Genomic DNA, 14,709 nt, shown 5'->3' with positions numbered 1-14,709 from the left:
ACGCGACGGCCCACCCCCTTTCGGGATGGGCCGTCGCCGCGTTCGGCGTATGTGCGATCAGTCGTTGCGTGCGAGCGCCTGTGCGATCCGCTCGGCCTGCGTGCTGCTCTCGAGCAACTGCCTGACCAGCCACAGACGCAGGACACGGGTGACCGCGGCGGCGAGATAGACCGCCACACCGACCAGGGTGACGGCCACGAAGCCGAGGGCGAGCAACTGATAGGACAGGAGATCGCGGGTGTCGGAGAGAGTGAGCGACGCAATGTAGACGACGAAGACCGCGACGGCGCCGATCACCATCAGGGCCAGACCGACGAGTCGGGCTCTCCCCCCCGAATCCGAACGGGGAGCGTCGAGACCCAGCGCTGCGACATCCTTCTTGAACTGTTCACGTCGCTCGTCGACGAGTACGGTCATGGTCATCCTCCTAGATAGGTGGTGGAAAGTTCTTCTTCGATCTCCGCCGGATCGCCTGTGCGCACCACCCGGCCCTGCAACATCAGCGCGGCGCTGGTGGCGATCGGGAGTACCGCTCGCGCGAACTGTTCGGCTACGAGGATCGACACACCCTCGGCGGCGAGCTCGCCGACGATCTCGTAGATCTGGGAGACGATGCGCGGTGCCAGGCCCATCGACAGTTCGTCGAGCAGGAGCACCGTGGGATGGGTACCGAGTGCCCGCGACAGCGCAAGCATCTGCTGTTCGCCGCCGGACATCGAACCGGCCAGCTGCGACCGGCGCTCACCGAGAACCGGGAATCGCGTGTACGCCACCTCTTCGAGGTCTGCGAGCGAAACACCGGTGCCGGTTCCGATCCACAGGTTCTCGCGCACGGTGAGGTTGGGGAAGATGCCGCGCCCCTCGGGAATCGAGCACACCCCCAGACGCGCGAGTTCCGCTGCGGACACACCGTTGACGACCCGGCCGGCCAACCGGAACTCACCCGACGAGATCGGGTGGATCCCCGAGCACACGCGCAGGGTCGTCGTCTTACCTCCGCCGTTCGGCCCGAGCAGGGCGACCACCGCGCCCGGTTCGAGTACGAGGTCCACGCTGCGCAGCACCTCGATCGCGCCGTATCCGGCCCGGACACCCGACAGTTCGAGCAACGGTTCGACGCTCATACCGCTTCCTCCTCGGTGCCGATGTAGGCGTTGATCACTGCCGGATCGTTCTTGATCTCGTCCGGAACACCGCTTGCCAGCACCGCACCGTAGTCGAGCACGTGGATCCGCGAGCAGATCTTCATCACGAGCGGAATGTCGTGTTCGACGAGGCAGATCGCGAGGCCGTCCTTCGCCAGGTCGCCGAGCAGCGCGGCGAAGGCCTCGGTTTCCTGCTCGGTCTGCCCGGACGCGGGCTCGTCGAGCAGCAGCACGCGCGGAGAGGTCATCAACGCGCGGGCGACCTCCACGACGCGGGCACGTCCGGTGGGTACGTCGGAGACGTCGGTGCTCGCGATGTCGGCCAGTCCGGTCAGTTCGAGGAGCCTGTCGACCTCCTCGTCCACGTAGATCTTGTTGTGCTCGTTGGCGTTGTGGATGTCTCCCGCCACTCGGAGGTTGTCGCGCACGGACAGCGACACGAACAATTCGAGACGCTGGAACGTGCGGGCCATGCCCCTGCGGGCCCGTTTGTAGGGCGGCAGTGAGGTGATGTCACGACCGTCGAGGAAGACCGTGCCGGCCGTCGGCCGTTGCAGGCCGGTGATCGTGTTGAACAGCGTCGTCTTCCCGGCCCCGTTGGGTCCGATCAGGCCCGTCACCGTTCCCGGTTCGATTCCGATGCTCACGTCCTTGACCGCGACGTGACCGCCGAATCGGACTGTGATACCGCGCGTTTCCAGAATGGGTGCCTCAACCATGAGGAATCAGTTCCTTCTCCGATCCGGTGGCACGTGCGGCCAGAAGTTCGTCGATGCCGAGCTCGCGATCGATCTCGTCCCGCGCCTGCTCGGTGTAGGGCTCGTCGATTCCGACCCGCTCGGGAACCAGCGGCGCGCGACGTTGCGCTTCCTCCGCGCCGAGCACCGCCTCGGGCATCAGCCACTGCCCCATCACCGGCAGCATGAACACCGTGGCGATGGTGATCGACGCGAACCACCAGTTGTCGAGCACGCCGACGAGCGCGAGCAGGTACGACGCGAGGACCACCGCAGCTCCGCCGACCAGCACGGGCTTCGCGTTCTTCAGGTGACGGTAGCCTTCCACCATCTGGTGGACGCTGCCGCTCGGGTTCGCCGCGACGCCGATACCGATGAGAGCGGGACTCACTGCGGCGACGTGACCGAGGAAGGTCCACAAACCGGCCAGTTCCGGTTGTCCCGCGGAGAGATTGGAGAACGAGACCATAATGACGGCGAAACCGACACCCGACAGCAGACCGCCGAACAGCGCACCGGAGACGTAACCGATACCGGCCACGACGGTGAGCATCAGCAGCGACAGACTCACCATGATCGAGAAGCTCTCGTTCGACACCGAGCCCATCGCACTCGACATGAACAGTCCGCCCAGGCCGGCGATGCCCGCCGACAGGGTGAAGACGCCGAGTTTGAGGCGCACCAGGCTCTGGCCGAGCATTGCCGCCGCGGCGGGGCTGTCCTTCATCGCGGCGAGCCGGCGCCCGTAGCCGCTGTTGCGCAGGGCGATGATGCCTACGCCGAGAACGGCGAAGATCACCGTCACCGTCATGAGGAAGGTCGTCTCGTTCCGCAGGTCGAGAGGGCCGACCTTCAATGGCGGGATCGCGATGTTGCCATCGGTGAACAGCGAGAACCTGATGCCGAACAGCTCGTGCTGGGTCGTGTCGCGCAGCACCATGTTCGACAGGAACACACCGAACGCCATCGTGGCCAGGGCGAGATAGAGGCCGCGCAACCGCAGGGCCGGCAGCGCGATGAGCCCGCCGATCACGGCCGTGACGGCGACGCCGAGCGCCACGCCCCACAGGTTCAGGTGGGCGGCCAGTCCGCTCCCGGAGATACCGAAGTGGAACGCCACGATCGTCGCGATGGCACCGAAGGATACCGGCGCGAGGTTCATCTCGCCCGCGTATCCGGTCAGCAGGGTCAGCGACAACGCGATGATCGCGAAGGTCATGCCGATCGTGAGGGTCGTGACCGCCGACGTCACCATGAGCAGGCGGATGGCATAGACGATGACGACGAGCGCGACCGCCCAGGCGATCGCCTTGCGCACCGACGGCACGTGGTAGCGCTCCCGGGTCCGGGTGACGGCACCGCGCAACCGATCCTGCGGCAGTACGACGAGAACCACGAACAGCGCGATCATCGGCAGGGACACTCGCAGATTCGACGTCCATGTCCACGCGGTCGGGAAGTAGGCGAGCACGTATGTGGCTGCCAGGCCGAGGAACAGCGCACCGGCGAAGGTACGCGGAATGCTGCGCAGCCGGCCGAACATCGCCGCCGCGAACGCGTCGATGACGAGCAAGGTCAGCATGTTCGCTTCGAGGGTGCCACCGTTGATCGGTGTCACGAGAACACCCGCCAGGACCGCGAGAGTCGAGCCCATCATCCAGGACAGTGCGGCGAGCCGGTCGGGGTCGTGCCCGTTCAGGCGCAGCAGATCGGGATCGTCGACCACACCTCGCATCGCCACTCCGACGCGGGTGCGCACGAACATGATTCGTAGTCCGACGGCGATGAGTACCGCGGCGGCGAGGCAGATCAGTTCGTGGTAGCGGATGGTGACACCGAAGAGCTCGATCCTCGCCTGGTCGCCGAAGAACATCGTCATGGTGCGTGCAGTCTCGGGATGCCAGAACCAGTGCGACACCGAGACCATGCCGAGCAGGATCGACACCGTGACGACGATCTTGGTGACCTCGGCGGTGTCACGCATCCCGCGCATGATCACGACGTAGAGCAGCAGGCCCATCATCGGACCGAGGACGCCCAGCACGAGAAGCAGCGCGATGGGCGTGGGCAGGCCCCAGCCGTAACGCAGTTGCCAGTAGGCGAACGCACCGAGCATCGCCTGCGCGCCGTGCGCGAAGTTGAAGATGCCGGACGTGTTGTAGGTGAGAACGAGGCCCGATGCAGCGATCGCGTAAACCGATCCGAGCACCAACCCCACGATCGTGAAGGTCAGAAAGGTGTCCATACGAGTACCTCTGGTCGGGGTGCCGGCGAGCGCGTGTCACGCCTCGCCGGCACCGGGCGCTCGGATCAGACGGTCGGTCTGATGACGTTGGGGTTCAGATATTTCGTCGCGATGCGGTCGGGTCCGAGTTCGGTGCCCCACGTACTCGGATCGGTCGCGACGCGATAGCGGTCGTCGCACTCGAAGGTGCCCGCCTCCGCGGGGAACGCCTGGGTGTATTCGGCGCCTTCGAGTTTCACGACGAGCCCGCAGGTCGCGGGCATGTTGTTCCCGGGGTCGGTGACCGCGTGCAGACCACCGCCGTCCCACTCGTGGATCCGGGACAATTCGTCGATGACGCACTGCCGGGACAGGTCCGATCCGCAGGCGTCCGCAGCGGTAGCCCACAACAGGAACGAAGAAGTGGCCTGCATGCCGAGCAGCGCGGTCTTGCCGTCCTGCTCGGTGACGAGCTCGACGTACTTCTTCACGGCCGGCACAGCATCGGCGTTCTCGATCATCTGGAAGGTCATGCCGGCGTGGAGGTTGTCGAGCAGACCGTTCTCACCGTTCCATGCCTGAGCGGCATTGCCGTACCAGGTGGCCTCACCGAGCAGGATCGGGTCGATGCCGGCCTGGTCGAGCGCCTTCACGAAGTTGAATTCGGCCGGCACCGGAGAACGGGAGGTCCACAGGCCCTTGACGCCGCACTGCTTGAACTTCTCGGCGAAGGGCGCGTAACTCGACTCGCCCTCGTAGTTGAGCGTGACACCGCAGTTCTTCAGCGTGAAACCGGCTGCCTCGGCGACGGACCGGATCTTGGTGCTGGCCGAGATGATCGTGGGCATCGTGCTGTCGATGACGTCGAACTCGCCGAGCAGGTCCGGGTACATCTCGGCGATCTGGAACCACTGCGAACCGTTCGCATAGTCGACCGGGAACGGGACGCCCTGGTAGGTCATCGGGCCGTTGGCCGCGTCGGGGGACACGGTGAAGGCGGGGACAGCGGCGAGGTTGCACGCGACCCGGGTCTGCTCCGAGGTCTGGTCCATGGCGAAGCCGTGACCGACCATCATGAACTCGCTCGCACATGCATTCTGCATGACGGCGTTGGCCTGCGTCATCGCAGCGTCGTAGTGGGTACCGACGATCGTGCGGCCGTTGATGCCACCCTGGGCGTTGCACCAATCGATCATGGCGGAGACGGCGTCACCGATCTCCTTGTTGAGTCCGGGGCTCTTCGAATAGCCCCGGTCGTCGCCGTAACCGATCCGGATCTCGGAATCGGACACTCCTTGGTCGGTACTTCCTGCCGCTTCGCCCGGCCCGCATGGAGACGAAAGGGTTCCGAACGACTCCTCGACCGACAGGGACGCTCCAGTTCCGGCGGCTGCCGCCGGAGCGAGGGCGCCCGCCGACGAGTCGGCGCCGCGATCCGACGCACAAGCGGACGTCGCCACTACGATGGCGAACAGACCCGCCATCGATTTCGAGGCAGCACTGAGTTTCACGACGATGGACTCCTTGGTCTCGGTCCGGGCCGAAGCGCGATCCGGGGGGCGCCGGACGGTGGGCCGGGTGTCGCGAAGGTAGCCACCCGGCCGAGTGAGACCTGCGCCACTCCCACTCACCGGGACCGATTTGTGACAGTCGACACAGGGTTTAGGGTGTGATGCTCCACGTCACCAGCAACAGTTCTCCGATCCTTCCGTGTACGCGCTGCGCGACGACGAACGTGCGGGCCGAGAAAGGCGAATCCTTGACAGCACAAGCCGATCTGCAGCAGATGCTTCAGCAGGTCGTTTCCCAGCTCACCGGCCCCGGTGGCTGCTTCGAAATCGTCGAAGAGGACGTGCGCGGAAACCGGATGCAGGTCATGCGCAACCGCGACCGGCGCATCGGCGACCTCGTCGCCGCGTCCCGGAAATGGGGCGACCGCGACTACCTCGTGACGGCCGATCGCCGCCTGTCGTTCACCGAGCACGCCGACGCTGTAGCTGCCCTGGCGACCGCCCTGCGCGACGAGCACGGCGTGGAGAAGGGCGACCGGGTCGCGATCCTTGCGGCCAACTCACCCGAATGGATCATCACCTTCTGGGCCGCCCAATGCCTGGGCGCAATCGCCGTGGGGCTGAACTCCTGGTGGACGCCGTCCGAAATCGCCTACGGCGTGAACATGGTGCGACCCAAGGTGATCGTCGCCGACGCCAAGCGCGCCGATCTGCTGGCCGGAGCAGAGGTCTCCGGCTTCGAACTGCTCACCACCGAACACGACGTGCCTCGGATCGTGGCCGCCGCGTCCGGCACCGAACTGCCGTCGGCCGACGTGGAGGAGGACGATCCCGCGGTCATCCTGTTCACGAGCGGCACCAGTGGACGTCCCAAGGGGGCGTTGCACTCCCACCGCAACGTGCTCGCCGTCGTCGACTACCACCGGTACTCCGATGCTCTGGTGGCCGCGATGCAGCGGCGCTCCTACGACGACTCGGTGCCCAACGACAACCGGTACCTCCTGACCTCGCCGTTGTTCCACATCGCAAGCCTGCACAACCTGGCGGTGCCACGCCTCGCGACGGGAAGCGCCGCCGTTCTGACGGAAGGCGGGTTCGACGTCGACAAGGTCTTCGCGCTCATCGAGCGTGAGAGGGTCACCAACTGGGGCGCGGTGCCGACGATGGCGTCGCGCATGCTCGAGCACGAGAACACCGACAAGTACGACCTCAGCTCGCTCACCGCGTTCGCGCTGGCCTCGGCACCGTCCTCCCTTGAGTTCAAGAAGCGTCTGCAGGCGAAGTTCCCCTTTGCGCAGCAGGCCCTGGTGGACAGCTACGGACTGACCGAGTGCAGCACTGCGATCGCCATGGCGACGGCCCCGGAGATCGAGGCGTTCCCGGGCACGCTCGGCTCCCCCATCATCACGGTGAGCATGGAGATCCGCGACCCGTTCGGTGAGCGGGTTCCCGACGGCACCGAGGGCGAGATCTGCGTCCGCAGTCCCTATGTGATGCTCGGGTACTGGGAGGACCCGGCTGCGACGGACGCGGCTGTCACCTCGGACGGATGGCTACGTACCGGCGACTACGGAACGCTCGAGAACGGCCGCCTGCGGCTCACGGGCCGGCGATCCGATCTCATCCTGCGCGGCGGCGAGAACGTCTATCCCACGGAGATCGAACAGCGCCTCGACGAGCACCCCGACGTCGTCGAGAGCGCCGTGATCGGCGTGGACCACGAGGATCTGGGGCAGGAGGTCGCGGCCGTCGTCGTGCTGCGACCCGGCAGCGCGATCACCGAGGACGAGTTGCGAGCCTTCTGCGCCGAGCGACTGGCCTACTACAAGGTGCCCACAGTTTGGCGGATCACGCGGGATCTACTCCCCCGCAACGCGACCGGCAAGATCATCCGACGCTCGATCACCGTCTGATCGGCGAGCACACCGGTCACCCGTCCAGCCCGAACAGCGACGTGGCATTCTCGCGGCACACCGCGCGGATCCACTCGCTGTCGGGCGCGACGCGTTCGAGCACCTCGAGCTGATGGAGGTAGCTGTACGGGATGTTCGGAAAATCCGTGCCGAGCAAGATCTTCCGTCGTAATGCGTCCAGACGCGGAAGCTGATCTTCCGGGAAGGGTGTGTCCTCCTCGACGAAATCGGTGAACGCCATAGTCGTGTCGAGATACACCCGCTCGTATTGCTCGGCGAGGTCGAGGAACTCGCGGTACTCGGGCAGACCCATGTGCGCGACGATCACCGTCAGCTGCGGGTACCGGCGCATGAGCTCCTGCATCGGGGCGGGACCGGTGTACGTGCCGGGCGCCGGGCCCGACCCGCAGTGCACGACGATCGGCACGCCCGAGTCCTCGAGCAGGCCCCACACGTCGTCGAGGAGCGGGTCGAGCGGCGAGTAGTCGCCGACCTGGATGTGGGATTTGAACACACGCGCGCCCGCCTCGATCGCCGACGCGACGTACTTCTTCGCCTCGGCCTCCGGATAGAAGGTGGCGGTGTGGAGGCAGTCGGGGGTCCGGGCCGCGAAGTCGGCGGCCCACGAGTTGAGCCACGCCGCCATCTCCGGCTTGTGCGGGTACAGCATGGCGGTGAACCTGTGCACCCCGAAGTCGCGGAGACGCGCGACGCGTTCCTCCTCGTCGTGCCGGTAGGTGATCGGCCAGGGCCGTCCGACGAGCGGACCTGCGGAGTCGAAATACGCCCAGACCTTGTCCATGACCTGGCGGGGCATGAAGTGGGTGTGAACATCGATGAGGTCGTCGACGCCGTGACGGCGCCGGAACTGCGCTACCTGTTCGATTTCGTTCACGGTGCGACCGTACCGAAGTGACGCCGACCGAGGGGACCCGGCAGAAAAATACCAGGTCACAGGTGACATCCGACCCAGCACCGGACATTCCCCGAGGTTAGGTTAAGCTAACCATCGCATAGGGTGTCCTAAATGCCTTATCCATTCCCTGTGATCGAACCCAAGGAACATCGATGAACGCATCCCGCCTGTACCGAGGTGCCGTACTCGGCACCCTGGCTGCCCTCGCCCTGACGGCATGCTCGAGCGACCCGGCCACCGAGTCGTCCGACACCGCCGCCGCCACCGTCACGGTCGAGGACAACTTCGGTACGCAGACCGTCACCGTGCCGCCCAAGTCCGTGGTCGCCACCGACAACGGCACGTTCGAGACGCTCGATACGTGGGGCGTTCCCCTCGCCGCAGGCGCGGTCTCGCTGATGCCGAAGACGATCTCCTACACCGAGGACGACAGCATCGTCGATCTGGGATCGCATCGTGAACCCAATCTCGAAGCCGTCGTCGCGGTCGAGCCGGATCTGATCATCAACGGCGGGCGCTACGCGCAGTTCAGGGAGCAGTTCGAGGAGCTCGCACCGGACGCCACCATCGTCGAGGTCGCGCCGCGCGACGGCGAGGACTTCGCCGAGGAACTCAAGCGCGGCACCACTGTCCTCGGTGAGATCTTCGCCAAGGAAGCGGAGGCACAGGAACTCAACGACGCGTTGGACGCGTCGATTGCCCGCGTCCAGGCCGCATACTCTCCGGATCAGTCGGTGATGGGTCTGATCGTCTCCGGCGGCGAGATCGGTTACGTCGCCCCGAGCACCGGGCGCACCATCGGCCCCATGTTCGACATCTTCGGCCTCACCCCGGCTCTCGAGGTTCCCGAAGGCACCGACAACCACCAGGGTGATGACATCTCCGTCGAAGCTATCGCCGCATCCAACCCGGGCCTGATCATCGTCATGGACCGTGACGCGGGTACCTCGACCGGTGGCGGCCCCGACTACGTGCCGGCGACCACGGTCATCAACGACTCGCAGGCACTGCAGAACGTGAAGGCAGTCCAGGAGGGCAACATCATCTACCTGCCCGCCGACACCTACACCAACGAGAGCATCCAGACCTACACGGAGTTCTTCAACTCCCTGGCGGACCTGCTCGAGAAGAACGCGCAGACCGCAGAGAACAAGTGACCTCCGCGCAGAGCGCAACGAAGTACTGAATTCACAGCGTCGACCGCCGTGGACTCGGCCGCGAGCCGGGTCCACGGCCGACGTGCTTCCGGAGCAGAGATGCCGAAATGACGACCCAAGCCCTACCGTCCCGAACGCGGGAAAGACTTTTCGACCGGAAACTGCTGCTGGGTTTCCTCGGCGTCGGCGCCCTGCTGATCGCCTCACTGTTCACCGGGGTGTTCGACATCTTCGGCGGTGACTTCGGCTGGGAGATGTTCAACATCACCCGCGTCCCTCGCACGATCGCCCTGGTGCTGGCCGGGGCTGCGATGGCGATGTCCGGACTCGTCATGCAGTTGCTCACCCAGAACCGCTTCGTCGAACCGACGACCACCGGCACGACGGAGTGGGCAGGATTGGGGTTGCTGATCATGATGATCGTCGTCCCGACCGCAGGTCTTCTGCCCAGAATGATCGGCGCCGTCGTGGCGGCCTTCATCGGAACGATGATCTTCTTCCTGTTCCTCCGGCGAGTGCAACTGTCCTCGTCGCTGATCGTGCCCATCGTCGGCATCATGCTGGGCGCCGTCGTCGGCTCCATCACCACCTACATCGCTCTCGCCACCGACAAACTCCAGAGCCTGGGCATCTGGTTCGCGGGGAGTTTCACGTCGATCATCAAGGGCCAGTACGAGGTTCTCTGGATCGTCGCGGTCGTCGCGGTCCTGGTGTTCATCGCCGCCGACCGATTCACCGTCGCCGGTCTCGGTGAGGACGTCGCGACCAACGTCGGCCTGAACTACAACCGCATCATCCTGCTGGGAACCGGCCTCATCGCGATTGCCACCGGAGTGGTCACCGTCGTGGTCGGTTCGCTTCCCTTCCTCGGGCTCATCGTCCCCAACATCGTGTCGATGTTCCGCGGCGACGATCTGCGCAGCAATCTCCCCTGGGTCTGCCTGCTCGGTATCGCCATCGTGACCGTCTGCGACCTGATCGGCCGGACGATCATCATGCCGTTCGAGATCCCGGTATCACTCATCCTCGGCGTCATCGGCTCCGTCGTCTTCATCGCCATGCTTCTGCGGAGTCGCCGCAATGTCTGACATCACCGAGTCGATCTCCCCGGCAGAATCGATCCCCACGGCATCGATCCCCACAGCTCCGCCGACCGCCGCGACGGCAACAAGGGCCGAGCGCACAGGCTCCGGCGCATTCGCGACCGCGCGACAGCTACGCCGCTACTGGATTCTCGTGGGGACTCTCACGCTCCTCTCGGTCGTCATCGCCGTGGGCATCGTGACCTGGGACAATCCGATGCCCTTCGGGACCGCAGGCTTCTGGCGGATCACGCAGATGCGCGCGACCAACCTGGTCGTGATCGCGATCGTCGTCGTCTGCCAGGCCGTTGCGACGGTCTCGTTCCAATCTGCGACGAACAACCGCATCATCACCCCGTCGATCATGGGATTCGAGGCCCTCTACGTCGCGATCCAGACCGCCGCCGTCTTCTTCCTGGGCGCGGTCGGAGTCACGGCGCTCACGGGGGTGCCGCAGTTCGCACTCATGGTCGTATTGATGGTCGGCTTCTCGCTGATGCTCTACGGATGGCTGCTCTCCGGCAAGTACGGGAACATGCAGGTGATGCTCCTCGTCGGCATCGTCCTGGGTGGCGGTCTCGGATCCGTGGCGACCTTCATGCAGCGCATGCTCACCCCCAGCGAGTTCGACATCCTCACCGCCAAGCTGTTCGGGTCGGTCTCCAATGCGGATGCCTCCTACCTACCGCTGGCGATCCCGCTCTGTATCGGGGCGGCAGGAACACTGTGGTGGCGTTCCCGCAGACTCAACATCATTGCGCTGGGCAAGGACGTCACCACGAATCTCGGCCTGGACCACCGCCGAGAGATCATGCTCGTACTGTTTCTCGTGTCGGTCCTCATGGCCACCACCACCGCGCTCGTCGGCCCGCTGACGTTCCTCGGCTTCCTCGTCGCGACGTTGGCCTACCAGTTCGCGACCACACACGATCACCGCTTCGTGTTCCCGGTGGCGATCCTGACCGGGTTCGTCATCCTCGGGGGCGCCTACTTCGTTCTGAAGAACATCTTCTACGCAGAGGGTGCCGTGTCCATCATCATCGAGGCCGTCGGCGGCACGGCCTTCCTCTACGTGATCCTTCGGAAGGGCAGGCTGTGATCGAGATCAAGGGTCTCCGTAAGGAATACAGCAAGACGGTCACGATCGGTGAGATCGATCTGACCATTCCCGCAGGCGGCATCACGGCCCTGGTCGGACCGAACGGTGCGGGCAAGTCGACGATGCTGACCATCGTGGGCCGCTTGCTCGGGGCCGACGCCGGCACCATCGAGATCGCCGGCTACGACGTGTCGAGCACTGCCTCGAAGGACCTCGCGAAGATCGTCTCGATCCTCCGCCAGGAGAACCACTTCGTCACCCGCCTGACGGTGCGGCAACTCGTCGGGTTCGGCCGATACCCGCACTCGAAGGGCCGACTCACCCGCAAGGACGAGGAGGCCATCAGCAACGCCATCGAGTTCTTCGACCTCACCGACCTCGAACACCGCTACCTGGACCAACTGTCCGGAGGACAACGCCAGCGAGCCTATGTGGCCATGGTGCTGTGCCAGGACACCGACTACATCCTCCTGGACGAACCGCTGAACAACCTGGACATGAAGCATTCGGTCCAGATGATGAAGCATCTTCACAAGGTGGCCGTCGAATTGGGGCGCACGGTCGTCATCGTGCTGCACGACATCAATTTCGCAGGCCACTACGCGGACCGGATCTGCGCGATGAAGGACGGCAAGGTCGTCGAGTTCGGAACCCCGGAAGAGATCTTGGTGGACGAGACCTTGACGCGCGTCTTCGATACTCCGGTGACGTGCGTCGAAGGACCCAACGGCCGCCTCGCCGTCTACTACTGACTCAGAACAAGGTCAGTTCGGCGTCGTCGGCGCGCTTCGGCGGCTTGTGCGCGACCACGGGCGTGCTGGGCACCTCGATTGGTCCGGGCTTCGCCGCGATCTCGCGGGCGGCCTGGCCGGCGAGCGTGTCGGCCATCTCGTTGAAGTGGTTGCCGACGTGCCCGCGCACCCAGCGGAACCGCACCGGACCGGTGCGGTCGGTGAGCTCGCGGTCGATGGCGCGCACAAGTTCGAGGTTCTTCACCGGCGCGCCGGTGGCCGTCTTCCAGCCCTTGCGCTTCCATCCGGGCAGCCATTCGGAGGCGCACTTGATCGCGTACTGCGAATCGGATTCGATGATCATCGGCTCGGCGCCGGGATGCGCCCGCAGCGCCTCGAGCACCGCCCGGAGCTCGGCGATCTGGTTCGTGCCCGAACGCTCACCGCCCGACGCGCTGGGCCCCTCGTGATTGACCCACGCCCACCCGATGGCGCCACCGGGATTGCGAAGGCAGGATCCGTCGGTGCTCACGATGATCATGCGCCCGACCATAGCCGCACCCTCCGACACCACGAAAGTCGGCTCCAGCGCCCGGAGTACGGTAGGACGGTGACCGTGTCCGACGAGCGAGGCCGTCGCATCGCGAGCGTGGCGGACGAAGCACCTCTCGACACCCGCGTGCGCGTGCCGTGGCCCGTCGATGTTGTGCGCACCCTGCGCCCGCTGCAGCGCGGGCCGTGGGATCCGTGTCATCGCGTCGTCGCAGGCGCCGTCTGGCGCACCTCCCGCATGGACACCGGTGCCGTGACGTATCGGCTCACCCAGGACGGCCCGCACGGTGCGCGGTGCCTGGCGTGGGGCCCGGGCGCATCCGAGCTGGGCGATCAGCTTCCGGCGCTGCTCGGCGCCGACGACGACCCGTCCGGCTTCGTACCCGAGCATCCCCTGCTCGTCGAGGCGCACCGACGCATGCCCGCCCTGCGCATCACCCGCACGGGCCGGGTGCTCGAATCCCTGGTGCCGGCCGTCCTGGAACAGCGGGTGCACGGGGTGGCGGCGTTCGCGTCCTGGCGTCGTCTCGTCACGTGGTTCGGCGATCCGGCGCCCGGCCCGGCCCCGGAGGGCATGCGCGTGCCGCCCTCCGCGGAGACCTGGCGGACCGTACCGTCCTGGGAGTTCCACCGGGCGAACGTCGACCCCGGCCGCGCACGCACCGTGGTGCGGTGCGCGCAGGTCGCCGACTCGCTCGAACGTCTCGTCCACGAACCGTCCGCCGACGCCCGGCGGAAGCTGCGGGTCGTTCCGGGAGTGGGCGTGTGGACGGCCGCGGAGGTCGCCCAGCGCGCGTTCGGCGACACCGATGCGCTCTCCGTCGGCGACTACCACCTCGCGAAGGTCGTCGGATGGGCACTGCTCGGCCGTCCCCTCGACGACCCCGGCATGATCGAATATCTCGAACCGCTACGCCCGCAACGTTATCGGGCCGTTCGATTGATCGTGGAGTCCGGTGGGTACGCGCGGGTTCCGAAGCGCGGGCCTCGCACCCCGATCACCGACCATCGTCGGCGGTGACGGGGTCTCGATCCGGCGCGCCCGTCCTCGTAGACTCGGTCACATGTCCGCCACCCACGACGCGGCCGGCCCCGATCGGCTCGGACACCTCCCGAGCTATCTGATGACCCAGGCGGCGCGACACGTGCATCGCGTCGTGTTCGATCGCCTCGACTCCGCCGATGCCCGCGGTCACCACTACCGGATCCTGGCCGCCCTCGAGGAATACGGTCCGTCCAGTCAGATCGACCTCGCCCGTCGCTGCGGCCTCGATCGCAGCGACGTCGCCGCCGCCGTCGACGCACTCGTCGACCGTCGTTTCGTCGTACGCGCCGCCGACCCCACCGATCGGCGACGCAACATCATCACCCTCCCCCAGCGCGGGCGCCGACGACTGTTCGATCTCGACCGGATGCTCACCGCGGCGCAGGACGAGGCGTTCGCTCCCCTCGACGCAGCCGAACGCGCACAGCTCACCGCGATGCTGACCAGGATTGTCGAGTATCACACCAGGCCTGCGCCGATTTCCGCGCAGCAGTCGTAGGCTTGTAGAGGTGCATCCGACGGAGATCCCGCCGCGAGCACGATCTACGAAAGGACCTTCGGCGTGCAGGCCAAACCTTGCCGAGAATCACGAGTCGT

General features: G+C 65.9%; 14 protein-coding genes. 7 read left to right on the top strand and 7 right to left on the bottom strand.

All coding sequences use genetic code 11. The annotated features are described in order from the left end of the window. Window positions 1–57 precede the first annotated feature (57 nt). The 5 genes from B9C99_RS17195 to B9C99_RS17175 all read right to left on the bottom strand — a co-directional run bounded on the left by B9C99_RS17195 (window position 58) and on the right by B9C99_RS17175 (window position 5,590). Window positions 58–423: a hypothetical protein gene (locus B9C99_RS17195; protein ID WP_088898686.1), complete on the bottom strand. Its 366-nt coding sequence runs from the start codon at window positions 421–423 to the stop codon at window positions 58–60. Beyond that, window positions 420–1,124 (bottom strand): ABC transporter ATP-binding protein, encoded by a 705-nt coding sequence (locus B9C99_RS17190; protein ID WP_088898685.1) that lies wholly within the window; start codon window positions 1,122–1,124, stop codon window positions 420–422. The genes B9C99_RS17195 and B9C99_RS17190 overlap by 4 nt, the downstream gene beginning before the upstream one ends. Beyond that, a complete protein-coding gene (locus B9C99_RS17185) occupies window positions 1,121–1,864 on the bottom strand; it encodes an ABC transporter ATP-binding protein (RefSeq protein ID WP_088898684.1) in 744 nt (247 codons plus the stop codon). Before B9C99_RS17185 ends, B9C99_RS17190 begins: the two co-directional genes overlap by 4 nt. Continuing rightward, window positions 1,857–4,127, bottom strand: a complete 2,271-nt coding sequence (locus B9C99_RS17180) for an ABC transporter permease (RefSeq protein WP_085470126.1) — start codon at window positions 4,125–4,127, stop codon at window positions 1,857–1,859. The genes B9C99_RS17185 and B9C99_RS17180 overlap by 8 nt, the downstream gene beginning before the upstream one ends. A gap of 65 nt (window positions 4,128–4,192) precedes the next feature. Continuing rightward, entirely contained in the window at window positions 4,193–5,590 is a 1,398-nt protein-coding gene (locus B9C99_RS17175; protein ID WP_172414989.1) for an ABC transporter substrate-binding protein, read from the bottom strand. A 275-nt stretch (window positions 5,591–5,865) separates the two neighbouring features. Between B9C99_RS17175 and B9C99_RS17170 the strand changes: the two genes are divergently transcribed. After that, window positions 5,866–7,530 (top strand): class I adenylate-forming enzyme family protein, encoded by a 1,665-nt coding sequence (locus tag B9C99_RS17170; protein WP_088898708.1) that lies wholly within the window; start codon window positions 5,866–5,868, stop codon window positions 7,528–7,530. A 16-nt stretch (window positions 7,531–7,546) separates the two neighbouring features. On the opposite strand, the gene B9C99_RS17165 is transcribed toward B9C99_RS17170, so the two are convergent. Then, window positions 7,547–8,425 carry an amidohydrolase family protein gene (locus B9C99_RS17165; protein ID WP_088898683.1) on the bottom strand — a complete coding sequence of 293 codons (879 nt, stop codon included), beginning with the start codon at window positions 8,423–8,425 and terminating at the stop codon, window positions 7,547–7,549. A gap of 173 nt (window positions 8,426–8,598) precedes the next feature. Between B9C99_RS17165 and B9C99_RS17160 the strand changes: the two genes are divergently transcribed. The 4 genes from B9C99_RS17160 to B9C99_RS17145 all read left to right on the top strand — a co-directional run bounded on the left by B9C99_RS17160 (window position 8,599) and on the right by B9C99_RS17145 (window position 12,536). After that, window positions 8,599–9,603, top strand: a complete 1,005-nt coding sequence (locus B9C99_RS17160; protein ID WP_024102165.1) for a siderophore ABC transporter substrate-binding protein — start codon at window positions 8,599–8,601, stop codon at window positions 9,601–9,603. A 107-nt stretch (window positions 9,604–9,710) separates the two neighbouring features. Next, window positions 9,711–10,691 carry an ABC transporter permease gene (locus B9C99_RS17155; RefSeq protein WP_085470122.1) on the top strand — a complete coding sequence of 327 codons (981 nt, stop codon included), beginning with the start codon at window positions 9,711–9,713 and terminating at the stop codon, window positions 10,689–10,691. After that, window positions 10,684–11,784, top strand: coding sequence for an iron chelate uptake ABC transporter family permease subunit (locus tag B9C99_RS17150; RefSeq protein WP_085470121.1), 1,101 nt, complete (start codon window positions 10,684–10,686; stop codon window positions 11,782–11,784). The genes B9C99_RS17155 and B9C99_RS17150 overlap by 8 nt, the downstream gene beginning before the upstream one ends. Beyond that, complete coding sequence (locus B9C99_RS17145) at window positions 11,781–12,536, top strand: ABC transporter ATP-binding protein (RefSeq protein WP_024102168.1); 756 nt, start codon at window positions 11,781–11,783, stop codon at window positions 12,534–12,536. Before B9C99_RS17150 ends, B9C99_RS17145 begins: the two co-directional genes overlap by 4 nt. Window position 12,537: 1 nt before the next feature. Here the strand turns inward: B9C99_RS17145 and B9C99_RS17140 are convergent, their stop codons facing one another. Continuing rightward, window positions 12,538–13,056, bottom strand: coding sequence for a ribonuclease H (locus tag B9C99_RS17140; protein WP_026061190.1), 519 nt, complete (start codon window positions 13,054–13,056; stop codon window positions 12,538–12,540). Window positions 13,057–13,155: 99 nt separating this feature from the next. On the opposite strand from B9C99_RS17140, the gene B9C99_RS17135 reads away from it, so the two are divergent. Both B9C99_RS17135 and B9C99_RS17130 read left to right on the top strand, forming a co-directional pair. Beyond that, complete coding sequence (locus B9C99_RS17135) at window positions 13,156–14,088, top strand: DNA-3-methyladenine glycosylase (protein WP_226950092.1); 933 nt, start codon at window positions 13,156–13,158, stop codon at window positions 14,086–14,088. A gap of 43 nt (window positions 14,089–14,131) precedes the next feature. Further along, window positions 14,132–14,611, top strand: a complete 480-nt coding sequence (locus B9C99_RS17130) for a MarR family transcriptional regulator (RefSeq protein WP_060650103.1) — start codon at window positions 14,132–14,134, stop codon at window positions 14,609–14,611. Window positions 14,612–14,709: the final 98 nt, after the last annotated feature.

Source organism: Rhodococcus sp. BUPNP1, assembly GCF_002215235.1.
Lineage (GTDB): Bacteria > Actinomycetota > Actinomycetes > Mycobacteriales > Mycobacteriaceae > Rhodococcus.
The sequence above is the reverse complement of the archived record's forward strand: the minus strand, read 5'-3'. Positions and strand labels throughout refer to the sequence as shown.